The organism is Vibrio sp. Of14-4, from assembly GCF_022347625.1.
GTDB lineage: Bacteria > Pseudomonadota > Gammaproteobacteria > Enterobacterales > Vibrionaceae > Vibrio > Vibrio pristinus.
Genome location: NZ_JAKRGI010000004.1, coordinates 157,332 through 181,402, shown reverse-complemented (window position 1 = coordinate 181,402; position 24,071 = coordinate 157,332). Strand labels below are relative to the sequence as shown.

Here is a 24,071-nt window from a genome sequence, read left to right as displayed (position 1 = left end):
TTACTTCGGTGCCATAGGTTAAGTGAGCAAATTGTAACTTAATAAAGAGAAATGATAAGTGTTAATTTGTATAATTGACGATTTACTGACTTGTGCCAAATATTTTGCAATAGGATTAAATTACGGGCACAAAAAAGCCGCTATATTAAGCGGCTTCAACAAATTCTGATTAAGCGTCAAACAGACCTAAATGCTCTTTTGCATACGCTTCAAAGTCATCACAGCCACCGATATGAGTCTCATCAATGAAGATTTGTGGAACAGTTTCCACTGGCTTTCCGACAGTTTTCTCAAGGTCAGCTTTTGAAATGCCTTCTGCATGAATATCTACATAACGGTAGTTAAAGTCATCACGTTTTGCTTTCAATGTCTCAGCGTGTTCCTTTGCACGAACACAGTAAGGGCAAGCTGGACGACCAAAGATAACTACGAACATATTGTCATTCTCCTTTATTCTGATAGGCGCCACTATGCCCGAATCGAGCTGGAAAATAAAGAGGCATTTACCTGTTGCTTCGATAGGGTAAACCTATTTGTTTAGAAGTGAGACAATTTGTCGTAGCGTGAATCCTTGAGCGCTTCTTTAACCCGTTTTAGGTTGTCTCTAAAGCCTGAACCACGCCTTAACGTGAAGCCTGTTGCCAGTACATCAATTACTGTCATTTGCACGACGCGACTTGCCATTGGCATGTACACATCCGTGTCTTCAGGTACGTTCAGTGAAATGGAAAGAGAACTGGCTTGATCCAGCGGAGAATCTTTAGCCGTGAGTGCAATAACAGTGGCTCCGTTTTCGCGGGCGAGGTTGGCAATCTCAACCAGACTCTTTGTCCGGCCTGTATGCGATATCAGCACGATAACATCGTTATCCGTACAATTAATACAGCTCATACGCTGCATTACTATATCTTCAAAACAGGTGATCGGAATATTAAAGCGAATAAACTTATTTTGTGCGTCACGGGCGACCGCTGAAGATGCACCTAAACCAAAGAAAGAGATGCGTTTGGCTTGAGTGAGAAGATCGACGGCTCGATTGATCTGCATTGAGTCTAAGCTATTTTTTGCCACATCCAAACAGGCCATAGTGGACTCAAAGATTTTGTGAGTATAGGCATCTGGGCCATCATCTTCTTCAACATTACGATTTACATACGGAGTGCCGTTAGCAAGGCTTTGTGCAAGATGCAGCTTGAAATCAGGGAAGCCTTTAGTATCTAAGCGGCGACAGAAGCGGTTTACTGTCGGCTCACTGACGTCGGCCATTTTTGCAAGAGTAGCAATACTAGAATGAATAGCAGTTTGAGGAGATGCCATTATGACTTCAGCAACTTTGCGCTCCGATTTGCTGAAGTTTTCTAGATTTTTCTGAATTTTTTCTATTGTATTCATAGTGTTCACAAAGGTATAGAGAACAACTTGCTGGATAATTTAAGGCGTCATTACTTACGTACAATTGCCAACCAGCGCCATGTGGCCCAGTATAAACCCAAGCTTAAGGTTTACTGTAATATTTACACTCTTCGATAAGTGTAAACATGACAGGCCTCAAACTAAATATGTCTCAAAGAGATAAAATAGTCTTTATCCTTGCAAAAACCTTCTCTTAAAGAGGTCCAATGGTAGGCAAGTTACACTTATTTAGAAAGAAATTTTCAACTAGCTTCAATGGTTTGAGATGTTGCTAGGATTTTTGCCATCAAATTGGGTGCTTGCTGAGCGATGTATCTTTGCTCTTCTAGTACTGAACTGAGAATATCGTGTCCCGTAAGCGGATTGGCTAGAACGACGCGAAACACAATCGTATTAAGTTTACCCCAGCGAGCCGGGTTTAAACGTGTTCTCGAAACAAATGATTTTCCCGTTTCTCGTTGGCGTTTTTGGATAAATTGAGTCAGTTCATTGATTAACTCATTGAGGTGTTTTCTGCGCTCTGGTGAAGCAAGTTCAAGCGCCTCACGTACTTCGGCGGGAATATAACGATAGGTCAGTAAGCAAAGCTCTGGTTCTGATATCAACTCAAAATCATCTTGCGCTTGTATTAGTTTGGCAAAATACTTGGCTTTTTCGATACTCTCATCGATAAGCAGCTGATAACCTGGGCGGCTAATAATATGCATTGCGGCGTAAACCAGCATCGCCATACCAGACCGAGAACCTTCCAAGGTATGACTGCCTAGGTCTTTTGAGCCTTTTCGAAGTATATATTGAGCGTGGTGCTCAATAGATTTCATCGCTTTAGGATCCTTGAAGAGAACCATTCCAGCCCCCATGGGAACATAAAGCTGTTTGTGGGCATCGATGGTAATTGAATCGGCTTCTTCCACACCTTGTAAGAGGTAACGGTAGTTATTTGACATTAGGGTAGCGCCGCCCCAAGCTGCGTCGATATGAAAATGGCAGTCGTGCTCACGGCATATCTCGGCCATCTCAGGTAAAGGGTCAATCGATCCTGTTTCTGTGGTTCCTGCTACTCCTATAACCGCAAACGGTTTGATATTTTTTTTCTTTAACTCAACAATTTTTTCGTTCAATGCGTGTGGGCATATACGATTGTAATTGTCGGTTTTGACCGCGACTAAACCTTGCTGGCCAAGTCCTAGCACATCGGCAGACTTTTTCAGAGAGTAATGTCCTCTTTCTGACACTAGAATGGCAAGGCCTTGATAACCATAGTGTTGCATCGCACTGAAAAGCCCCTCTTTCTCTACACCCTGAAATTCTCCTTGTGCTTTTAATGCATTGTTTCTCGCAACCCAAAGGGCAGTGATGTTTGCGATTGTTCCACCCGAGCAAAAAGCACCTAGTGAGTGTTGTGCGCTGTGCATCCACTTTGTGTAGAAATCGTCATTTTGGTTGTATACCAATCGATGCAGCATGCCGAGTACTTGACGCTCTAACGGGGTAAACGCTTTGGATGTTTCTATTTTCACCAAGTTTTGATTGAGAGCGATCATGATTTTTGACAATGGCATCAAAAAATAGGGAAGTGCTGATGTCATATGTCCGATAAAGCTTGGTGCTGAGGTATGAACCGAGTGCGAGACTAAGGTATCAAGGAGGTGCTGAGTATGCTCAGAGACAAACTCTGGACTCTCTGGAATGGCGGAATACGAGAAGTCTTTTTCAATCTCTTTAAGGGGCTTCTCTTCTGCCACAATATGTTCACGTAAAAATTGATTAAGGTTTTGCGAGAGCCTTTCTTCGATTTTAGTCAGTGTTGAATCAGGCCCTTCAGGGACAGTAAATATTTTAAGTAAACTGTCGAAGCTTACGTCAGCCGTTTTATGTTTGGTAATCATACAACTACTTTGCTCTTGTCACTCTGTTGCCGCGCCAATCTAAACGAAAAACGGTTTAAAGTCCCGAGTTAATTGTTCGAACTTTTCTGGCAATATCAATATGAAGTGTCACTGCTTTGATATGACTCTCACCAGTGACATTTATATTAGGTTTCACATGACATACTTTCTAAGTCTTTGATAGCTTGGTTATAACGTTTAAGTGCACTATCAATTTTGGTTGGATGACTCAACAAATCAGCAAAGGCAGACCTAAGATCATAGTTTTGATCATGTGGTTTTGATTGACGATCACTGTAGGTTACTTGAGCCAGTCGACCTAATTCATCACTGCGAGACGATAAAGTTTTAATATCTTTCTGCTCGAGTAAGAGCCAAGACTCGACTGGTTGGTTTACGGCAATCTTCGAAGGGTCATTTTCTAAATAGTAGTGGACAGCCGCTCTGTTGAGCTCAAAATGGTTTTTTCGACCTTCTAAGAACCATTCACTGACTTCTTTTAGGTCGGGGTATTGTTCGCTAGTTAGCTTGGCTAAATCTTCATACCAATGAAGAGAAGCATCAATGTAAGCATCGTATTTCTTGGATAAACATGCATTGTCGGCTGCGGCAACCATGGTAGAGGTTGCTCCTAACAACAATGCAATCAGTAGACGTGTCATAATTATTCCTTTTTTCTAAGGTTATATATGATTAAGCCACTCAATATGATTCATTAAATTGTATAGCATGGCTGAGTCATTAATATAATGAACTGAAAGATAAAATCATGCGATCTGCTCTGCAAGAGAGACAAAGAACAGCATCAATAAAGGTACTAATAGGCTCAAAATGAATCCACTGACAATGGCAATCGGTACGCAGCGAACGCCTCCAGTACTTTGAATAATTGGCAATGTAAAATCCATTGCTGTAGCTCCTGCGTAACCTATAGCCACACTAGGTCGTGAATGTATAACCAGTGGAATCATAACTAAGGCAACGAGTTCTCTAACTAGTTCAATCATAAATGACGCTCCGCCAAATATTGGTCCAAAAGCATCCCCCATGAGAATCCCTGATAAAGAATACCAACCAAACCCACAAGATATGGCGAGTGCTTGATAAAGATCCAAGTCAAGTATCATTGCAGCGACAACTCCTCCTAAAATTGAAGTTGTAATTATAGTGACTGCGATGATCATGCCTTGCTTGTTGAGCAAAATTTGACGTAAGGAGAGCCCACTATTTCTGAGTTGAATCCCAATCAGAAATAGAAGAACGAATAAAACAGATTCACTTGCTATGTCCACCCAGCTTAGATCTATATATAGAAGTCTACCCGCAGCCAGACCCATGCCAACAAAGAGAATTAGCTTTATTGACTCGAAAGCCATAGTTGAAAGTGAAAGGGTATTTTTTTTGCTTTCAACCCTAATTGGGAAGAGTCTATCAACGATTGGAAGTGCCGCTAAGTTGCTTAGTCCAATACATACAGAGAAGACAACAACATACTGAAGTATCAACTGTAGATTTTGACCCAGATTATCGAGTGAAGCCAGACTCAAACCCATCAAGGCCAAGATAACAGTAATTAAATAGTTAGTTGTCCGATTAACTCCGGAGAGAAAAGCGGTATTTGACGTTTGAATAAGGTACCCCACAAGTAATGGGGCAAAAATAAAAAGCATTCCCGTAGGCATGATATTCCTGAGTAATGGCTAGTCTAGTTTATAAACCGCTAGCGCTGATGAGTTCATTGATTTTTGATTTAAACTCAATATCACTCAAATTACTCAATTTGTATAGTATATCGGCTCCCGTAACATCAAATTCGACAGTATGTTCATCGATTTGATCATCTTGACGGCGGAACATGAGAATATGATTAGCAATACGGGCTACATCGAGGTAGCTGACATTAACATTCTTTATTTGAGTGGCTTGGTTACTGGCAACATCAATAAAATCGTGGTCAAAACCCCACTGTTTTAATACCAGTTCGCTCGCACTGGTACATAAGTTGTTAAATACCTGAAATGCGATGTCTTCATCTAGGTAATTCCCTTTTTCTAGATAAGTATGGTATTCGCTAACAATGCAGAAAAGCCCAATATCTGCTAGCAACCCTGTCAGCAACGCCTTATCTGTTTCTAGGTACTCATAATCACTGGGAGAGATTTCTTTGAAACCCTTTACCACCATCACCATAGTTGCAGCAAGCTCTCGTGAAGTGCTGGCGCTATTTATAAGCATTTGATTGCATCCGCGACTTAAATTCACGGAATGCTTAAGTTGCTCTATTGCTTGGGCTGTGACTATGTCGCGAACTCTCAAGATTCCCAGACGTGAAACGGCTGTGACAATGTCAGTACAGGTAATATTACGACGGTTAAAAATCACCGAGTTTGCTACTCTGATAACGATAGCGGCAAGGCCAGGATCTTCAAACAAACAATCAGCGATATCAAATACGGTCGTGCAATCTTTAGTACAGAGCCTTTGTATTTTTAGTACGACTTCAGGGATTGGAGGTAATGTGATTTTACCAGATGTAATGGCATGCTCTACCAAGGTATTGAATTCAGACTCAATACCTTTGATCAAGAGCTCCTCATTTTCGGGAAGCCAGAAAAAAGACAGATGGTTCATTCTAATTAAGCGTTATCTTCTACCATATATATTTTACCTAGCATAGTAATCATTATGCAAATCATTGATATAAAATATGGATTTGCATATGTGTATATTGATGTTGACTCAGTATGGAAAGATACTTTATGTGATTTTAGTCGCGCTTTAGAGCTAGTCTAGCCGGATTGATGTGATCTGTGCATAGACATATTTTTTATCGTTAACTACCATTTATGGACTTGGAGTCAGAGGTCAAAACAAATCATAACTTAGAGGTTTTCTGACACAGGTATATTTTTTCGCTTACATCTGCTGCTATCTGGTGATCGTCAAATAATCGGGGTTTTCTGGTTTAAAAGGATCATGGATATGACAGAGCAAAACTTTATCTCGTATGTAAATAAGTTCGGGAGTTTCCAAAAGCGTTCAATGTTTGGTGGGCTGGGCCTCTTTAAACAAGATGCCATGTTTGCCTTGATTAGTTCTGGGCAAGTGTTTATTCGAGGTGGGGAACAACTCGACAGGCAATTGATGCAGTTGGGGTGTATGAAATACCGTCACGTAAAAAAACAGACGACAGCAACGGTGAACTATTATGATATAACGCGCCTTTTTCTTTCGAGAAGTGCAAAGCTTGACGATATTGTCCGGCAATCAATGCAATTTTCTGTTTCTCAGCGACATCATAAAAAATCATCCGCCAGTCGTCGTTTACGTGACTTGCCGAATATGCAACTAACTCTAGAGCGTATGGTAAAAAAATCCGGTATTGGTGACGTAGATACGTTTGTTGAGCTTGGTGCTCCTAAAGTGTTCTCAAAGGTGAAAGCCACATATGGCAATGATGTTGATGTGAAGCTACTTTGGAAGTTTGCTGGTGCAATAGATGGCGTACACTGGAAGTTGATTCAAGAACCGCGTAAGCGTCAATTGCTCGCATGTTGCATTTAAATAGTGAGAAGGTAAAGAAAAGCCGAGTTTCACTCGGCTTTCAACCATTAGAATTTAAAACGTGTCGTAAACATTAGCTGGTCGCCATAGAAGTCGTTAATTCTAACTTCACCTCCGATAGAAAATAGCTCTGTCGCATGAAAGCGAGCGTAAGCAGAACCAATCCAATCGTCATCATTATCAATATTTACGTAACCAGCTTTACCACCGACTTCGAGTTGAGGCCCCAGCCACTGGCGAACCCCCACATTCAGTTCCATACCAGTATCACTACCTTTACCTTCTTTGCCGTCAAAATCCACTACACGGAAAAGCATTTCACCAGTAAAGTCCGCCCAGTTATTGATCGGAGCATGAAAGCCAAAACCTGCAGCTGCATCATAATCTCCTTCGAACTCAGAGTCGATTCTACCGATGAAGTGAGCATTTGGGTGGACAGATTTACTTACAGCTGTACCGAAAGTCACAGGACTTGCTCCAATTCTGGCTTCTATGTAATCGTAGCTAAAGTTACTCATTACGGCGGGGCTGTTTGGGTCTGTCTCTGCAAGAGTTTGAGCGGATGCTAGCACTATGGCAGCAGCTAAGATTTTATTGCGCATATGAAAGAAAAACCTTTTCTTGTTAATTTCCTCGGTCTATTGCGACTGAGCACTGTCATACCATAACATCATAATGCATTCTCGTGGTATGACACCACTAAAATGTCATTGTTTTGTCACTCTTTATATCAAAAGGCAAAATTTACACCAAAATAAATTTTAAAAAGAGATTTATTACCCATCTTTAAAATCAACTTAGGACTTTGAGTGGGAGTGTAACTGGTGCAAGGGGACATTGTGTTTTGCAATTGGGTGGTGTGAGGTGGCATAAAACCTTACAGTGAATTGACCCACCTTTTGATCGTGTGGACTAGACTAGTACCAGTGAGTGTAACGTGCGGATCGTTAAACTTATAATATGGTAAAACACCAATGCTATGATTTAATAGAGAGTTTTTTGGCGTAAACTGTAATAAATACTCGAGTAAAGATAAAACATGCATCAATTAAAAAAATATGGCGCTATTGGTGGCGCAATTGCGTTAGCATTATGTTGGCCTTTGGCTGTTGGTCAAATTGGGCAAAATGTTATTAAGGACGGTGTTGCACATTTAACCAATGAATCATTGAAAGCGGAAGTAATTTCTTATGATAGGGGATATTTATCTTCAGAGGTGACAACACGCTATACAGTACATGACCCCGTCCTATCAAAAGAACTCGAATTGGATGGCTTTCCAACGGAATTTGTTGTCAATAGCCATGTTACTCATGGGCTTTTGAGTTTAAAAGCTGAGTCGACGTTAGAAGATACTGAACGCTTTCCATTAAAGTTGACTACCGTTACCCAGCTCAACGGTAACACAGATTACTCACTAGAACTGGGTAATTGGCATCAGTCTTCTGAAGGTGAAGATGCTGCGATGATCTCTGTGACCGCTTCCACTCTTAAAGGGCATTTAACCGTGCTCGGTGAAGTTAGCTATGACCTCAATGTGCCTTCGGTTGAAATCGATTTTAATTCTGGAGAGAAAATGTTGATTTCTGGAATTAAAGGCGTAGGAGATGGCCGAAAGCAAGATAACTTTTGGTTGGGTGATCAAGAAATACGCATCTCAGACGTGAAAATATCCGACGCTCAGCAATCTTCCATATTTAATATGGAAGAGGCCAAGTATGAATTCTCTTCATCGATAGACGAGGCGTCTTCTCGCGTAGATAGTCAGCATGTTGTCAATATATCTAAATTAGAAATGCCTGAAGGTAAAGCAGAAAATTTAGGACTTGACGTTGAGTTTGGTGGATTAGACAGTGATGCTTTTAACCACCTGATTAGCTTGTATCAGAACAGCCCGACTTTGACACCTGAAGACATCCAGCACGCCATGCCTTATGTGGACACTCTATTCGACAAAGGTTTCTTCCTATCGGTGAATAAAGCAACACTGACACTGGGAGATGCTGGTGAGTTTAATAGTGTGGGTAAAGTGTCTGTTCCTGAAGGTACGAGTGAGATTACGAAAAACCCAGCTAAGCTTTTGCCTGCCTTGAGCGGTGATATTGACACCTTCTTCTCGAATGGCCTTGTAGAGCAATACCCATTCATTAAACAAAGCATTGATGAGGCTTTAGTTCAGGAATTTATCGGTCAAGATGATAAGGGTTATCAGCTTAAAGCTGAGCTTAAAGATGGTAATTTAGTATTTGAAAGTGGTCAAAAAATACCCCTGATACAACTGTTCTTGCCAGCTGTAAATTAGCCCTAACCGGTAAATTTTTGCTGTTTAATTGAAAAAGAGGTCTTAAGACCTCTTTTCTTGCTTTTTATGTACAAAAAAACGTGGTATTAATCAATAAAACCTCTATTAAAAGCGTAGACAAGGAATTTGGGAATGGAGAATGTGTATAACTTTAGTGCTGGCCCTGCTGGGTTGCCTAAAGAAGTAATGCAAAAAGCACAAGCGGAGTTTGTTGAATGGAATGGGCTTGGTACTTCAGTGATGGAAATCAGTCACAGAAGCAAAGAGTTTATTCAAGTGGCTGAAGAAGCAGAACAGGACCTAAGGGATTTACTCGATATTCCAGACAACTATAAAGTATTATTCTGCCAAGGCGGTGCTCGCGCACAATTTGCAGCAGTGCCTCTAAACTTACTTGGAAGCTCGCTAAAAGCAACCTATGTTGATGCAGGCTACTGGGCTCAAAGCGCAGTGAAAGAAGCAAAAAAATACTGCCAAGTAGACCTTGTTGATGCAAAAACTACAAAAGAAGACAGAGTGGCAGTGATACAAGCCTCAGATTGGGAGATTGATCCTGAGTCTGCTTATGTCCACTTTTGCCCAAATGAAACCATTGATGGGATTGAAATATCTGATTTGCCTGATACCAAGTTACCTATTGTTGCTGATATGTCCTCTAACATACTCTCGCGTAAGATAGATGTTTCACGATATGGTGTTATTTATGCGGGAGCCCAAAAAAACATCGGTCCAGCAGGTATTTGTATTGCTATTGTACGTGACGACCTACTTGATTTAGCTCACGACCTTTTACCTAGTTTTATTAGCTATAAGGTTTTGGCAGAAAAAGACTCGATGTTTAATACTCCTCCTACATTTGCTTGGTATCTATCTGGGCTGGTTTTTAAGTGGCTTAAAGAGCAGGGAGGGGTAAGTGCCATCGAGCAAATAAACATCGAGAAAGCCACAATTTTGTATGATTATATCGATAGCTCAGAGTTTTATAGTAATAATGTCCATGCTCAAAACCGGTCGCGGATGAATGTCCCTTTCCAACTTGCAAAACCTGAATTGGATGAAGCGTTTCTCAAACAAGCTTCTGAGAGAGGCTTAGTTTCGCTTAAAGGGCATAGGGCTGTAGGAGGAATGCGGGCGTCAATTTATAATGCAATGCCGATAGAAGGTGTAAAAGCTTTGGTTGAGTTTATGAGAGAGTTTGCGGCAGATAACGCTTAAACCTCCATCAAATTTAGAGCACGAGATTCTGTTATCAAGTGCTCTTCATTCAAGTTCGGTATCGACTGCTCTTATCTTATCTTCTTTTCTTGTTGCGCTTTGTATTACTATCATTCTGATTATTATTGGGGCTATTCTTGTTCCCAGAACCAAATTTACCTTTGGGCTTAGCCCCTTTACCATGCATTTTTTCAAATCCAGGCTGACTTTTGGTGTGTTTAGTAGCAAACCGGTTTGCACCATGACGGCCAGACTTTCTGCGTTGGGCGGGTGTTAAGGTTTGCACATCTTCTTCTGGTACCAGACAACTCGGCTTATCTCCAATCAGATGTTTTTTGCCCATATTGATTAACGCTTCACGTATGATTGGCCAGTTGGCTGGATCATGGTAGCGCAGTAGTGCTTTGTGCAATCGGCGTTGTCTTTCTCCTTTGGCTACAGGCACTTCTTCGCGTTGTTTATACTTTACGCGTTTGAGTGGGTTCGTTTCTGAATAATACATAGAGGTTGCATTACACATAGGAGAAGGGTAGAAGTTCTGTACCTGATCACATTCGAAATTATTCTTCTTAAGCCACAAAGCCAAGTTGAGCATATCTTCATCTTCTGTGCCGGGGTGTGCGGAAATGAAATAAGGGATCAGATACTGCTTCTTTCCGGCTTCAGCACTGTACTTTTCGAACATGTCTTTGAACTTATCGTATGTCCCCATTCCTGGTTTCATCATTAAGTTAAGCGGCCCTTTTTCAGTATGCTCTGGAGCGATTTTTAAATAGCCTCCCACGTGATGGGTAACTAGTTCTTTCACATATTCAGGGGACTCAATAGCCAAGTCATAGCGAACACCTGATGCTATCATGACTTTTTTAACGCCTTTGACCTTACGAGCGGCGCGATACAGGTCTATGGTGTGCTTGTGATCAGTATTGAGTTTGTTACAAATTCCTGGGAAGACACAAGATGGACGTCGACAATTCGCCTCTGCTTTAGGATCACTGCAGCCTAAACGGTACATATTAGCAGTCGGACCGCCGAGATCAGATATGGTACCGGTAAAGCCTGGAACCTTGTCTCGGATTTCTTCAAGCTCATTTAGAATCGACTCTTGAGAGCGATTTTGTATGATACGGCCCTCATGTTCAGTAATTGAACAAAACGAACAGCCACCGAAACAGCCACGCATGATGTTAACGGACGTTTTGATCATGTCATAGGCAGGAATTTTTGCTTTACCATATTGAGGATGAGGTACTCTCGCATAAGGCAATCCAAACACATAATCCATTTCTTCAGTAGAGAGAGGGATCGGAGCCTGATTGACCCATAACTCGCGATCACCATGACGTTGTATCAAGGCACGGCCCGAATAAGGGTTGGTTTCTAAATGCATAATACGACTTGCATGGGCATAAAGGATACGATCGTTATTCAGTTTCTCGAAGTTAGGGATACGTACCGCGGTTGTCGCAGCGTCGTGACGTGAGGGGCGAATTGTGATTGGTTTTGCTTGCTCTTCTTTATCCTTGGCTTTGATATCACACTTTTCTTCAACAGCGTAAGGGTTGGGTGGAATAAAGGCTTCTTTACGTGGTTTTTCAATCCGTGAAGAGTCGATAATCTTATAGCCGTCAGGCTCTGAGGCCAAGCTGACAACTGTACCACGTATATTGGTCATTCTGGCGATATCCTCACCATCAGCGAGCCTATGGGCTACTTCAACTAATGCTCGTTCAGCATTGCCAAATAAAAGAATATCGGCTTTAGCATCGAATAAGATAGAACGGCGCACTTTATCTGACCAGTAATCATAGTGAGCGAGCCTTCTTAAGCTAGCTTCAATACCACCAAGTACAATCGGAACGCCTTTGTATGCTTCGCGGCAACGTTGAGAATAAACAAGAGTCGCTCGATCTGGTCGCTTTCCACCTTCATTGTTCGGAGTATAGGCATCATCATGGCGTAACTTTCGATCTGCCGTGTAGCGGTTGATCATTGAGTCCATATTGCCTGCAGTGATGCCAAAAAATAGGTTTGGCTGGCCAAGCTTTGTGAATGCTTCTTTGTCGTGCCACTCTGGCTGCGCTATGATACCAACTCTAAAACCTTGAGCCTCTAACAATCGACCGATAATCGCCATACCAAAGCTAGGGTGGTCAACGTAAGCATCCCCTGTAACGATAATAATGTCGCAGCTATCCCATCCTAATGCATCCATTTCTTTGCGGCTTGTCGGGAGAAACGGAGCGGTACCGTAGCATTCAGCCCAGTATTTTTTGTATTCATGAATAGGAGTGGTCTTAGCGTACATATTATTGTCTCTACTTCAAGGAGCGCGAATTATAGCGACTTGTTTGTTCGCTATCCACCCCAATAAAGCTGTCTAATACAGTATCCAACAGTTTAGAAAATGTTAATCTTGTAGACCACCTAACGTAAATTCTCGTGATATGCAGCTAATATCATAGTATTAGACGGTTAGCAGCAATGGGTCTATCTGTATGGGAAAAGGAAATTCAGGTAAAGAAGTATCCAATACGCAGCAAACATCTTGTTGGCACAAATACGAGAGTTATTCTTGGCAGCTTGACCTCACCACTCAGGAGTTCAGTTGTGAGCCACAAGCCATGAAATCTCTTTTTGGCTATTCTCAACCGACTATTTCGGCCAAGGAATTATTGAAACGTTTACCTCCAGCTCAAAGAAATAATGCTCGCGAGGTGTTTCGAGCGGTAATCAGTACACACAGGGTTCGTTATTTTCACTGCTGTATCATGACACCCGACAGCCTTTTTAGTTATGTGGAATTTAAAATTACAGTAGAAGAGCATTCTTTATTAAAAGGAACCTTGTTACCTTGCCTTGTGATCCCGTCCGATATTGTTGCTGCAGAGATATTCTATGCGATGTTTGAGAATTTCCATCATGGAATGCTGGTGACCGACGAAAAAACGCGGATACTCGCGTGTAATCGCCATTTTGAGAAGAGTACAGGGTATGTTCTTGAAGACATAATAGGTAAAGAGACCAGCGTTTTTAATGCAGAGAAACTAAGTAGCGACTATTACAAGAATTTATGGGGTGACATAGAAAATAACGGCCACTGGAGTGGCTTAATCTTAACCAAACGCGCTAATGGTTCGACGTTCCCCCAAAAATTAACAATCCATAAAGTATCACCGGGAAATGGTGAGTCTTATTTTTTGGGCTTAGGTACAGATTTATCTGACCACCTTCAATGTGTTGATGATAGGCAAGCTGGTGGGGTGGATTTGCTTACTCAATTGCCAACAAGTGATGCTTTTCTTAACAATATTGAAGATGATCCACAGTCGATATCTCAAGAAAACATTCAGATTATTCTCGCCTTACAACCACAATTTCCAGAACCTAATGCTCAGGAAACAAAACGCCAGTTTGCCAGCTATTTAATGGGAAATAAGTTGATCAGTCATGCCGGTTATATTGGCGATGACCGCTTTGCTGTCGTGATGACAGTGGTTATTGCTGAAAAGAAGGAAGGTATACGCTTAATTAGACAGGCCATAAAAACCTTTTTTCAGAGCTTTAAGCATTCACAAAGTTCTGTCGCACTTTCTTTAAAGCAGGGGTTAACCGGAGTATCGATAAGATATTCAAGAGATATGGCGCCAAAGCAGCTGCTATCTCATGCAGTTCAAGCATTACTTGAACTGCATTCAGGGCAAGATAGACGAGTAGCTTTTTATGACCGCCATATCCATGAGCAAGTGGAGCGCAAAAAATGTTTGGAAACCTGGGTTGAAGAGTCAATTGAAAATGACTCCTTACAAGTTTTTTTCCAGCCGATAGTCGATATCAAACAAGGCCGAATTGATAAGTTTGAAGCCTTATGTCGATTCCCCAAACATCCGAAGATTCAAACATCAACTCAAGAACTCATCAATACGGTAGAAGATATAGATAAAATTGTTGAGCTAGATGATGCGCTCAACAAAAAAGCGTTTTCTTGTTTACCAGAGTTACAGAGCTTGTTTGGGCAGCATGTGGGTATATCTATCAATCGTTCGTTTAATGCCAAGCAAGATATTATGGCAATATTGCAACACACTACACAGTCAATTGACGAAAGTGGTATACCTGCTAATAAGGTGACTATTGAGTTTACGGAAAGTGCGTACTTTGCTGGTGATAGATATCAAGAAGAGTTATTAGCGTCTATGCGAAAAGCTGGGGTTCTAATTGCGGTGGACGATTTTGGCACCGGCTTTGCGTCATTTGATTACCTAAATAAAAGCTATTTCGATGTGTTAAAAATAGATCAAAGTCTTATTGAAGGTATAGGTGCGAAAACCAGACAGTATCATGTGGTGAATACAATTGTTCAGCTAGCTCAAAAACTCAAGCTCAAAGTAGTGGTGGAAGGTGTTGAGACCTTGGATGAATATATTGCTTTGCGTGACCTAGGTGTCGATTGTATTCAAGGGTATTTCTTCTCAAAGCCCCTTTCTATTGATGAACTTCGTAATGTTGAAGATTATTGCACTTTGCCTGTCATTGATGGAAGTGCAGAAAGTAGTGTTGGCACAGTTTCAGAGCTTGTAACACCAAATTTGCCGCGTGTTGATCCGGGAGAATCATTATCTCTAATATACACCTATTTTAGTTCTGATGAACTTAATGTATTACCTGTGGTAGAGACCAATCAGTGCGTCGGTCTAGTGGACAGGGTGGCGATGAACTTACATATGACGCCGAGTATGGGCACTGACCATGAGACAAATAAAGAAAATTCTATTTGGCAGAAAGCCGTCCACCGTATGATGTCACCACCCCATGCTGTTTTAGATTGGCGTTTGCCTTTGGGTGATGTGAAAAGTTTATTGAAGACGCACGCTCTGCCTTGGGTGCTTGTTGATAGTGATTCAAGGTTTAAGGGGTTGGTCGAGCAACATGCGATAATTGAGTACTTAATCTAATACTCGAGCATAATCTGTTCGTGCTTGAAATTGTAATGTATGTTGCGTTCACACGTATACGAATATCTCCGTAGCCGACTGAGCTATTGTTTTGTTATCATACTCGCCCAGACATTATAACGACGATTCTCGCAGTGATGATTCAGCAACTTTTATCCCTTCTTGCTCCTATGCTTTTAGGTGTCCAATTATTATTAACTCTTATTTTGGTGAAAGGGGATATTTGTCCTGGGCAAAGAGGGCGAATTCATAAAGTTTTACCAGTTGTAGCGCTTCTATGGCTTGCAGTAGCATCGCTAAAAATTGAAGCGATAATGCTGGTATTCGCCATCCTGTACTTTTACTCGCAAGTTCAAACCAAAAAAACGCGTGTACAAGGGCCTCTTTGGGTGATGTACCTCGCCAATGGTCTCGCTTTTGCCTATGTAGGAATAGTGATTAGCGAGCAGCCCAGTATTGCTGGCTCCGCTTTGAAGATCATAGAGATATTTTTGCTTGGCGCTTTATTTTCTCATCTCCTTCTCACTATTGCTAAAACACGCTTACAGGCCTTTCACCGTATCTTGCCAGTTACAGGTATAGTTTCAGCTATGCTACTGAGCATTGTTGTACTGGCCAAAAGTTCTCAGATAGATCCAAATCTATTGGCTGAACATACTAATATGTTGCTAAGTGGCTTTGCATTAATGATTACTGCGGTTCTGATCTGGTGTTGGCATATTTTGCTCTCGAAAACAGTGCATAAAATTCAGCTTTGGGTGGCGTTTATTACTATGCTGGTGTCTATGAGTTTCATTGAGCAGTTTATTGTCTTGTAGCTGATGCCTATTTCTTATTTTGACTATTTGACGCTAAGCTTAAAAGATTAGGAGTAGTGTTGGGGCGTTATTATGGACCTAAGTAATGTCGCTAGATTGGATAGTAATATCTTGCTTGGTATTGTTAACGAAAAGCTAAGGCTTGAATGCAATAGCTTTGAAGAGTTGATAGTCATGTATGAGATGGATACCAATACTGTGACTCACAAGTTGGACAGTTTAGGCTATCACTATGACCCTTTGACTAATCAATTTAAGTCGTTCGACAGATAAACCAACCAAAGACCGCTTTACATTATGGCTAAACAGGTTTGATCCCTTCCAGGTGGTTCTTAGATTGCTGTTTTGCGGTGCTGTAAAACGCCTGTAAATAACGTTTATCTTTTTCACATTGACGAGTGGCAGCGAATAAACGGCGCCATAGCCCTTTACCAACCGGTAAGCTGCTGATCAACCCTTGACGAGAAAACTCGTGAATAGCCCAGTTAGGCAGAGCTGCAACACCAAGCCCTGCGGATACCATTTGCACCAGCATTAACGTGTTATCGGCTTGTTTCCATTTAGCCGGTTCTACTCCTGCCGGTTGGAGGAAGTGTTTGACTACATCAAGGCGATTTTTTTGCACAGGATAAGAGAGCATAGTTTCTTGTTTGAGATCGTCAGCTTGAACACAGTTTTTATTTGCTATTGGGTGATTTACTGCGGTGATAAGGCGCATTTCAAAATCGAATAAAGGCTCATAGTGGACTTCCGAGCGGGGTTGGATATCTGAGGTTATGACTAAATCCAACTCCCCACTGAGTAATGCTGGAAGGGGTTCAAAACCAAAGCCTGATGAAAAGTCTAGCGTCACGCTTGGCCAGGTTTGCTGGTAATCCCTCAGAGCTGGCATTAGCCACTGAAAACAAGAATGACATTCAATGGCCATATGTAATCGTCCATTAACGTCTTCTTTCAAGCCGGCCAAATCATTTTCTGCTTTGGCTAACCTAGGCAAAATTTGGTCAGCTAAGTCGAGTAGAATCTTGCCTTCAGAAGTAAACTTAACTGGGCGAGTTTTGCGTAAAAAGAGCTGTCCCCCGAGTCTTGCCTCAAGATCTTTTATCTGATGAGAGAGTGCTGACTGTGTAAGGTGTAATGCTGTCGCCGTGGCAGTGAGTGAGCCTGTATCTCTCAAAGTTACAATTGTTTTCAGATGCTTAAACTCTATCATTAGCTTTCTTCAGTTACGCGAGTTCTGTGTGAATATAACTAATCTACGCTTTAAAAAAAGATGTGTAAACATCTAGACGTCTATTTTTCGCCATTTGCGCTGTTTATCCCTGAATAGAATAAGCTGGGTTACACATGAATTTTTTTCATAAACAAGTTGAATAATTGGAGATTGTCACTTTACTGCTTTGGCGAGATAGTTTAGCCATCTAGACGCCTTTAGGTGTTCTATACAAAACCCCAGAGGGTGATGATGAATGAGCTTGCGCTTTGTAAACAATCTCACCCGTTTAAAAAACTTCAAATAGAAAAGGACGAGTAAGATGGTGACAACAACGCATATATTAGGTTATCCAAGAATAGGTGAGCAACGTGAACTTAAATTTGCGCTTGAAAAGTATTGGCGTGGCGACATTGATCAAGCGGCTTTAAAAGCGGTAGGTTCTGAGCTGAGGCATAAGAATTGGCAAACACAGTCTGATGCTGAACTCAGTTATGTTACTGCTGGGGATTTTGCTTGGTATGATCATGTATTAACCACCACCTTGCTGCTTGGCCACGTCCCAAAGCGGCACCAAACTGGGTTTCCTGACTTGGATACTTTGTTTCGAGTTGGGAGAGGACGCTCCCAACAAAAAGAGGGTGAGAAAGGCGCAGCAGCCTCGGATATGACCAAATGGTTTAACACCAATTACCACTATATTGTTCCCGAATTTAGTCAAGAAGATACGTTTGAAGTCAGTTGGCCTCAGCTATTTGAAGAAGTGAGTGAAGCAACTAAGGTGGGTCATAAGGTTAAACCTGTTTTGCTTGGCCCTATAAGTTACCTCTACTTAGGGAAGGAAGTTGAGGACGGATTCGATCGTTTGAGTCTGCTACCGCGTATTCTTACGGCTTATCAAACCATATTGTCTAAACTTGCTGCGCAAGGCGTTGAGTGGGTTCAAATAGACGAACCGATTTTATCTTTAGAGCTTGAGACGCCATGGTTGAACTCATTTAAGCTTGCTTACCAAGTCCTCCGTTGCGATGTGAAAGTACTTTTAACCACTTATTTTGATTCATTAGAAGATTCACTTGATAACGTTGTGGAACTCGATGTTGATGGTTTGCACGTGGATCTCTCTGCGGCTCCTAAGCAGCTCGATCAACTTGTGTCTAAACTTCCCCAGCACTGGGTGCTTTCTGCTGGAGTAGTGAATGGCCGAAATGTATGGCGCGCAGATCTTGCCGCTCAGCTAGAGCGGTTAAAGCCCATCAAAAACAAATTAGGCGATCGCCTATGGGTTGCAACTTCATGCTCATTACTTCACTCCCCTGTGGATCTTGACTTGGAATCCGAACTTTCTGAAGAGGTGCGTAGTTGGTTTGCGTTTGCCAAACAAAAGGTCTCTGAGGTGGCTCTATTAGCTAAAGCGCTTGATGGCGATCAACAAGCGATTGAAGCTTGTCACAGCTACAGTGTGCCTGTGAAGTCTCGTAGAGACGCAACGCATGTTAATAAACCAGAAATTCAAGAGCGTCTTAATCATATAACCAAAGCTTTTGCTCAGCGAAGTGCTCCTTATGAGGAGCGTGCGCTTGCCCAAAGTAAAGCGCTGGATTTACCTTTGTTTCCGACGACCACAATAGGATCGTTTCCACAAACGAGTGAGATCCGGATACAACGCAGTGCTTATCGTACCGGCAAATTGTCCGAATCGGACTATAACATAGCGTTACAAGGTCACATAAAAGAAGCGGTGCTGCGTCAAGAGGCCTTGGATCTCGATGTCTTGGTTCATGGCGAAGCTGAGCGAAATGATATGGTGGAGTACTTTGCAGAAAACTTGGCTGGTTTCCAGACTACGCAATTTGGTTGGGTGCAAAGTTATGGCTCTCGATGTGTAAAGCCTGCGATTGTGGTTGCAGATATCGAAAGAGAAAAACCAATTACCGTTGAATGGTCAAAGTATGCTCAGTCACTAACGTCCAAGAAAATGAAGGGCATGCTTACTGGTCCAGTGACCATTCTATGTTGGACGTTTCCTAGGGAAGATATCAGCCGTAAAGAGATCGCTAATCAGTTAGCGCTGGCGCTTCGAGATGAAGTATCAGACTTACAAGCGGCGGGGATCAATATTATTCAAATCGATGAACCCGCATTTCGCGAAGGTCTGCCACTTAAAAAGCGTGACCATCCTGAATATCTTGATTGGGCAGTCGACGCCTTTAAAATTTCTGCGGCAGGAGCAAGTTCAGAAACCCAAATCCATACTCATATGTGTTACTCCGAATTTAACGAAATTATTGATTCTGTGGCAGCTTTGGACGCTGATGTGATAACCATAGAAACCTCGAGGTCTAATATGGAACTACTCAAAGCGTTTGAGGAGTTTAATTATCCTAATGAGATTGGCCCAGGCGTTTATGATATCCACTCTCCAAATATCCCCAGTAAAGAATGGATTGAAGGCTTGATCAACAAAGCAGCGGAGAAAATCCCAGCTAAACGGTTATGGGTAAACCCTGATTGTGGTTTAAAAACTAGAAACTGGGCTGAAACGGAAGCTTCTCTGAATAACATGGTGTCTGCGGCTAAAAAGCTGCGCGCTGAATATTCATAAAATCGGGTGAAGGTAAAAATGCCGACTACTTTGGTCGGCATTATTGACTATAACTCACATAAGTTTGCCACCATCGGTCAAAAATTAGTTATAATGCAACCATGTTGTGCGCAATGAAAATAGACGATGAACACACCCAGCAAACCTAAACCGACCTCAGATAAATCCATGCTTCTTTTAAGTGAGCAGATATGCTTTCCTCTCTATAGTGCAGCTAACTCAGTGACCAGAGCTTATCGACCTTTATTAGAGAGCTTAGATCTTACCTATTCGCAATATCTGGTCATGATGCTGTTGTGGGAAAAAGATGGTGCCAGTGTTAAAGATTTAGGCAGTCGGTTACATCTTGATTCTGGAACTTTAACGCCATTACTTAAACGCCTAGAAGCGAAGGGTTTTGTCGCAAGAGGAAGAAGTGAAGAAGACGAGAGAGTACGAGTACTCAACCTAACTGACCAAGGTCGAGCACTTAAAGAACAAGCCAAATCTGTCCCGAGCAATATGTTGTGCAAAATCAATCTCGATGCCGATGAATTAGTTTCTCTCAGACGCTTGTGCGATAAAGTTCTTTCTAACCTCACTTAATGATTAAACTTGGTTATCCCCAACGCCGAAAGCGATGATCTGACTAATTTGAGTTAGACTACGGCCACTCTCTTGCTGCCATTGTGCAAAGGCTTGGTTTATTGCTTTGAGAGAGCGTTTAGTGTCTTTTCCGCCCTCAAAAATTTGATAGCTTCTTAAATAAGACTCAACATCGCCAGATAAAATAAAGGTGTCTACGCCCATTTGACGAAGGCTATAAGGGCCAGTATTACCACCTAGTCGACAGCCATGTTTTTTAAGAAAGAGCCATAGTTCAGTGATTTCGTCGCTTGGCCATTTGGCGACCATCTTGCCAAATGACCCGTGTTTTAGTGTCACTTCATGGATCATTTGGGCATTTTCACAGATTGACTTTACTTTGGAATGATGGCGAATAATACGTTTATCGGATGCTTTTTTGTCCCATTGTTCTTCAGAGAGCATAAGTAAAGGTTCAACCTTAAAATCAAAGAAAACCTCTTCAAAATTCGGCCACTTTTTTCTCACCACACTCCATGAGATGCCACTTTGAAAAACCTTCATACTGAAAGCCGCCAGCCAGCGATCATTTGGAATGTTAGCGATTTGCTCCTGACTCAGTGGGCTTGAAAGCATGGATTCAAGCTGCTGTTTTCCACCTTTGCGTTCACTCGCTCTATGATAAATATCTGCAAATTTTTCTAGTGACAATGCTACTTTCTCCGATTAGGAAATACGAGTTTTCTATGTATGCAAAGGAGCGATCTTCTTTGCTAGCCGCTGCTAAGATTACTTATAGAAGCTTTGATTCTAGTACTGAAGATTGACCCAAATAGCTTAAGGGTTTCTTTACTACAATCTCATTGATGCTAAGGGAGATTTGATGCAAAAGGAACCATATTATTTACATTTAGGAGAGGGTTATTTAGACGCAAAGACTATGAATGAGTTGGCGGGGGCATTTGATTTAATCCATGTCGACTTACTTCGAGGTCGTGGCTCAGTGCAGGTCGTGGACATGCAAGGTTGGAGCCGTGAAAAACTTAAGCAGTTCAATAGAAGTGTTACTAAAAACTTAGGTGATACACCATATATCATCAAAAATGCCGTGGATAATAAACAGCCTAAGCTGCGTCCTTACTCTTGGTACACACAAGAAGATTGTTTGAAGTCTGCCTTGGCTATGAAGAGTACTGACGTTGTATTGAGCAACCATAACCATCTCTACCACCTGGTGAATCATCAAGCAGTGCCTTTGATAGAATCTACTCTATACAAGATGGTTCCAGATATAGAGTTAATCGAAAACTCAGGCTCATTTATCTATCCTCCTGACGATGGAATGATGTCATGGCACACTAATGAAAGCGCGTCCTTAGCACCTATCAGAGTTTATTTTGTTTATACGCCGGAAGACCGAAAATCTTTCTTTCGTTATGTAGATGCGGACGGGAGAATATATACCTCATGGGACAAAAAAGGTTGGAATATTAGAGCATTTTATTGCGGAAATGTGCAGGTCGATGGATTTCGCCTTTGGCACTGTGTTCTGTCTAACACTCACAGATTTTCATTCGGTTTCAGATTGACAGGTATTTCAATGGATCAGCTTAGCTCGATGACACAAGGGTTTGATTCTAATTATATGAGTATTGAAGATTGGAGAGTTTGGTGAGTATATAAGTAAAGGCCAACAGAATCTCAGTTGGCCTTGCTTATCATAGTTTATTCTACAAAGTCAGTAGATAATTGATCAATTGGCTATACTCTTCCATTGTTCTAATTTTTTCTGATTTGACTATGTACTTGTCGTTGACCAGAACACCGGGAACGCCAGTCAAGGTACTTTTCTCAAACTGTTTATCGAAGTTTTTCTGCATCGAGTTAACCACAAAGCTGTTATAAGTGGCATCAAACTTTTTCGCATCTACCCCATTGTCGATAAAGATTTGTCGTAGGGCTTTCTCGTCTTGTGGTGCGCTGCGCAGCTGATGAATTTGCTTAAACATCGCAGGAACCATACTGTCTTCAACACCAAGAGTTACCATAGTGGCATAGGATTTAGCCATAGGAATAGCCATGTCTTTACCCATAAAGGCAACATGAACTTTTTCAAATTGCGCATCTTTGGGGAGTGAAGTTTTCACCTGATTGATAACTGGTTCGAAGTTGTAACAGTGTGGGCAGTAGAAAGAGAAAAACTCGGTTACTTTTGGTGTGGCTGATTTTTCTGTTTTTAGCACTTCATAATATGTGCCTTCATCAAACTTTGCTGCGTGAGTACTGAGCGAAATAATAGCGGTTGTAAGTAAAGCAAATAATTTTTTCATTAAATAATTCCTAATAAATACAAATGACTCCGACTATTGTAGTCGGTAATAAATGAGTAAATGGTTAAGAACTAAGTAATAGGAGGTCGAAACAAGGTTTGTATACGGGCCACCGCTTTTTCTGATTTGTCTGGCCTAATTAGAGCGAGAGAACTCTGACGAGTATCTGTTAATTTGAGCTCAGCGAGATAGGGAGCTTTTAGGGTGCAAAAGGAAGCGCAGCCGTGGTGTGGTGTGCTGGCTTTACTGTGATTTTGATTTTTGGCGGAGCATTTTATTTTATGAGTTAGTGAACTATCTGGCGCTATGACCGAAGCTTCTTGACTTAACTGAGAGGCAAAAGCGACGCTGACACTGATAAATGTGAAGCAAAAAAGCGCAACAATGTATGATGAAAATCGAGTCAGCAAAGTCAACTATCCCCAATGGCCGAAAAACTAGCTTACCGCATTTGGCCTCAATGATAAATGGTGAAAATAAAGTTGAGTCGCTATAATCGCTGCTTGATCTTTTTATATTAATCAATAACATAAACCCTACTTCTAAGGTTTGATTTAAACTATCTTACAAAAATTAATACACACTATTGATTGAGGGGGGAAGCAGGGTTGAGTTCTCAGCGCTGTTTAGGTTGCCAAAAATATGATAGCGAGGCATAACATGATCACAGGCAGCTGCAACTGCGGTGCGATAAAATACCAAATTACTGGAACAATTAAAAAAATAGTCAATTGTCATTGTAACCTGTGCCGAAAAATGAACGGCAGTGCGTTTTCAACCTATGCAGCGGTATTGCAGTCAGACTTTGAATTGATATCAGGGGAACCTGGCTCTTTTAAGGTATCGGAAAATGCCTGCAAGCATTTTTGTAACCAATGTGCTACGCCAATATACAACAAGAGTTCAAATTACACGGGTTTGAATATCGTACATTTGGGAAGCCTTGATTGTGCAGAAAGGCTGGTTCCTGAGGTAAACATCTACGACGAGTCCAAACTCGAATGGCTAACAGAGATTGCACAACTTCCTACTTTCGAAAAGTCAATCAAGTAGTCGTTCTTATGCTGTTTCTCACTCCTGCCAACGCCTAAGCTGGTTTGTTCTTCTAAATATTAATCGCTCTTTCAGATAGCAACTACACTTACATTTATATCTATTAATCTTTCGGTCACTATAGGTGTGTTTGTCGTGTATTGATCACTA

General features: G+C 41.5%; 21 protein-coding genes. 10 read left to right on the top strand and 11 right to left on the bottom strand.

What is annotated here, in order from left to right:
- Positions 1–169: 169 nt before the first annotated feature.
- The 6 genes from MHN79_RS06095 to MHN79_RS06070 form a co-directional block, all read right to left on the bottom strand.
- A complete protein-coding gene (locus MHN79_RS06095) occupies positions 170–436 on the bottom strand; it encodes a GrxA family glutaredoxin (RefSeq protein ID WP_160931234.1) in 267 nt (88 codons plus the stop codon).
- Positions 437–537: 101 nt separating this feature from the next.
- Positions 538–1,392 (bottom strand): MurR/RpiR family transcriptional regulator, encoded by an 855-nt coding sequence (locus MHN79_RS06090; RefSeq protein ID WP_160931232.1) that lies wholly within the window; start codon positions 1,390–1,392, stop codon positions 538–540.
- A 263-nt stretch (positions 1,393–1,655) separates the two neighbouring features.
- Positions 1,656–3,302, bottom strand: coding sequence for a pyridoxal-dependent aspartate 1-decarboxylase PanP (panP, locus tag MHN79_RS06085; protein ID WP_239172123.1), 1,647 nt, complete (start codon positions 3,300–3,302; stop codon positions 1,656–1,658).
- A 146-nt stretch (positions 3,303–3,448) separates the two neighbouring features.
- Positions 3,449–3,964 (bottom strand): hypothetical protein, encoded by a 516-nt coding sequence (locus tag MHN79_RS06080; protein ID WP_114784526.1) that lies wholly within the window; start codon positions 3,962–3,964, stop codon positions 3,449–3,451.
- Between the two features lie 105 nt (positions 3,965–4,069).
- Complete coding sequence (locus tag MHN79_RS06075; protein WP_239172122.1) at positions 4,070–4,984, bottom strand: lysine exporter LysO family protein; 915 nt, start codon at positions 4,982–4,984, stop codon at positions 4,070–4,072.
- 28 nt (positions 4,985–5,012) lie between these two features.
- On the bottom strand, positions 5,013–5,933 hold the full coding sequence (locus MHN79_RS06070) for an HDOD domain-containing protein (protein WP_239172121.1): 921 nt from the start codon (positions 5,931–5,933) through the stop codon (positions 5,013–5,015).
- Positions 5,934–6,278: 345 nt separating this feature from the next.
- Between MHN79_RS06070 and MHN79_RS06065 the strand changes: the two genes are divergently transcribed.
- Positions 6,279–6,866: a TfoX/Sxy family DNA transformation protein gene (locus tag MHN79_RS06065; protein ID WP_160931222.1), complete on the top strand. Its 588-nt coding sequence runs from the start codon at positions 6,279–6,281 to the stop codon at positions 6,864–6,866.
- A gap of 47 nt (positions 6,867–6,913) precedes the next feature.
- On the opposite strand, the gene MHN79_RS06060 is transcribed toward MHN79_RS06065, so the two are convergent.
- A complete protein-coding gene (locus MHN79_RS06060) occupies positions 6,914–7,468 on the bottom strand; it encodes a hypothetical protein (RefSeq protein ID WP_239172120.1) in 555 nt (184 codons plus the stop codon).
- A gap of 437 nt (positions 7,469–7,905) precedes the next feature.
- Here MHN79_RS06060 and MHN79_RS06055 point away from each other — a divergent pair, with 437 nt between their 5' ends.
- Both MHN79_RS06055 and serC read left to right on the top strand, forming a co-directional pair.
- Positions 7,906–9,168 carry a DUF945 family protein gene (locus tag MHN79_RS06055; RefSeq protein WP_239172119.1) on the top strand — a complete coding sequence of 421 codons (1,263 nt, stop codon included), beginning with the start codon at positions 7,906–7,908 and terminating at the stop codon, positions 9,166–9,168.
- A 132-nt stretch (positions 9,169–9,300) separates the two neighbouring features.
- Entirely contained in the window at positions 9,301–10,383 is a 1,083-nt protein-coding gene (gene serC / locus MHN79_RS06050; RefSeq protein WP_239172118.1) for a 3-phosphoserine/phosphohydroxythreonine transaminase, read from the top strand.
- Positions 10,384–10,459: 76 nt separating this feature from the next.
- Here serC and MHN79_RS06045 read toward each other — a convergent pair whose 3' ends face one another.
- Positions 10,460–12,691: a YgiQ family radical SAM protein gene (locus MHN79_RS06045; RefSeq protein ID WP_239172117.1), complete on the bottom strand. Its 2,232-nt coding sequence runs from the start codon at positions 12,689–12,691 to the stop codon at positions 10,460–10,462.
- Between the two features lie 190 nt (positions 12,692–12,881).
- On the opposite strand from MHN79_RS06045, the gene MHN79_RS06040 reads away from it, so the two are divergent.
- From MHN79_RS06040 to MHN79_RS06030, 3 genes are all read left to right on the top strand, one after another.
- On the top strand, positions 12,882–15,338 hold the full coding sequence (locus MHN79_RS06040; RefSeq protein ID WP_239172116.1) for an EAL domain-containing protein: 2,457 nt from the start codon (positions 12,882–12,884) through the stop codon (positions 15,336–15,338).
- Positions 15,339–15,475: 137 nt separating this feature from the next.
- Positions 15,476–16,156: a hypothetical protein gene (locus MHN79_RS06035; protein WP_239172211.1), complete on the top strand. Its 681-nt coding sequence runs from the start codon at positions 15,476–15,478 to the stop codon at positions 16,154–16,156.
- Between the two features lie 72 nt (positions 16,157–16,228).
- On the top strand, positions 16,229–16,429 hold the full coding sequence (locus tag MHN79_RS06030) for a DUF4250 domain-containing protein (RefSeq protein ID WP_239172115.1): 201 nt from the start codon (positions 16,229–16,231) through the stop codon (positions 16,427–16,429).
- Between the two features lie 28 nt (positions 16,430–16,457).
- Here the strand turns inward: MHN79_RS06030 and MHN79_RS06025 are convergent, their stop codons facing one another.
- On the bottom strand, positions 16,458–17,369 hold the full coding sequence (locus MHN79_RS06025) for a LysR substrate-binding domain-containing protein (RefSeq protein ID WP_239172114.1): 912 nt from the start codon (positions 17,367–17,369) through the stop codon (positions 16,458–16,460).
- 322 nt (positions 17,370–17,691) lie between these two features.
- On the opposite strand from MHN79_RS06025, the gene metE reads away from it, so the two are divergent.
- On the top strand, positions 17,692–19,974 hold the full coding sequence (gene metE, locus MHN79_RS06020) for a 5-methyltetrahydropteroyltriglutamate--homocysteine S-methyltransferase (RefSeq protein ID WP_239172113.1): 2,283 nt from the start codon (positions 17,692–17,694) through the stop codon (positions 19,972–19,974).
- 126 nt (positions 19,975–20,100) lie between these two features.
- Positions 20,101–20,559, top strand: coding sequence for a MarR family transcriptional regulator (locus MHN79_RS06015; RefSeq protein WP_239172112.1), 459 nt, complete (start codon positions 20,101–20,103; stop codon positions 20,557–20,559).
- Positions 20,560–20,562: 3 nt separating this feature from the next.
- Here the strand turns inward: MHN79_RS06015 and MHN79_RS06010 are convergent, their stop codons facing one another.
- Positions 20,563–21,249 (bottom strand): DNA-3-methyladenine glycosylase I, encoded by a 687-nt coding sequence (locus MHN79_RS06010; protein ID WP_239172111.1) that lies wholly within the window; start codon positions 21,247–21,249, stop codon positions 20,563–20,565.
- A gap of 172 nt (positions 21,250–21,421) precedes the next feature.
- Between MHN79_RS06010 and MHN79_RS06005 the strand changes: the two genes are divergently transcribed.
- Positions 21,422–22,213 carry a hypothetical protein gene (locus MHN79_RS06005; protein WP_239172110.1) on the top strand — a complete coding sequence of 264 codons (792 nt, stop codon included), beginning with the start codon at positions 21,422–21,424 and terminating at the stop codon, positions 22,211–22,213.
- A gap of 55 nt (positions 22,214–22,268) precedes the next feature.
- On the opposite strand, the gene MHN79_RS06000 is transcribed toward MHN79_RS06005, so the two are convergent.
- Positions 22,269–22,868, bottom strand: a complete 600-nt coding sequence (locus MHN79_RS06000) for a thiol:disulfide interchange protein DsbA/DsbL (RefSeq protein WP_239172109.1) — start codon at positions 22,866–22,868, stop codon at positions 22,269–22,271.
- Positions 22,869–23,528: 660 nt separating this feature from the next.
- Between MHN79_RS06000 and MHN79_RS05995 the strand changes: the two genes are divergently transcribed.
- Positions 23,529–23,921 (top strand): GFA family protein, encoded by a 393-nt coding sequence (locus MHN79_RS05995; protein WP_239172108.1) that lies wholly within the window; start codon positions 23,529–23,531, stop codon positions 23,919–23,921.
- The last annotated feature ends 150 nt before the right edge of the window (positions 23,922–24,071 follow it).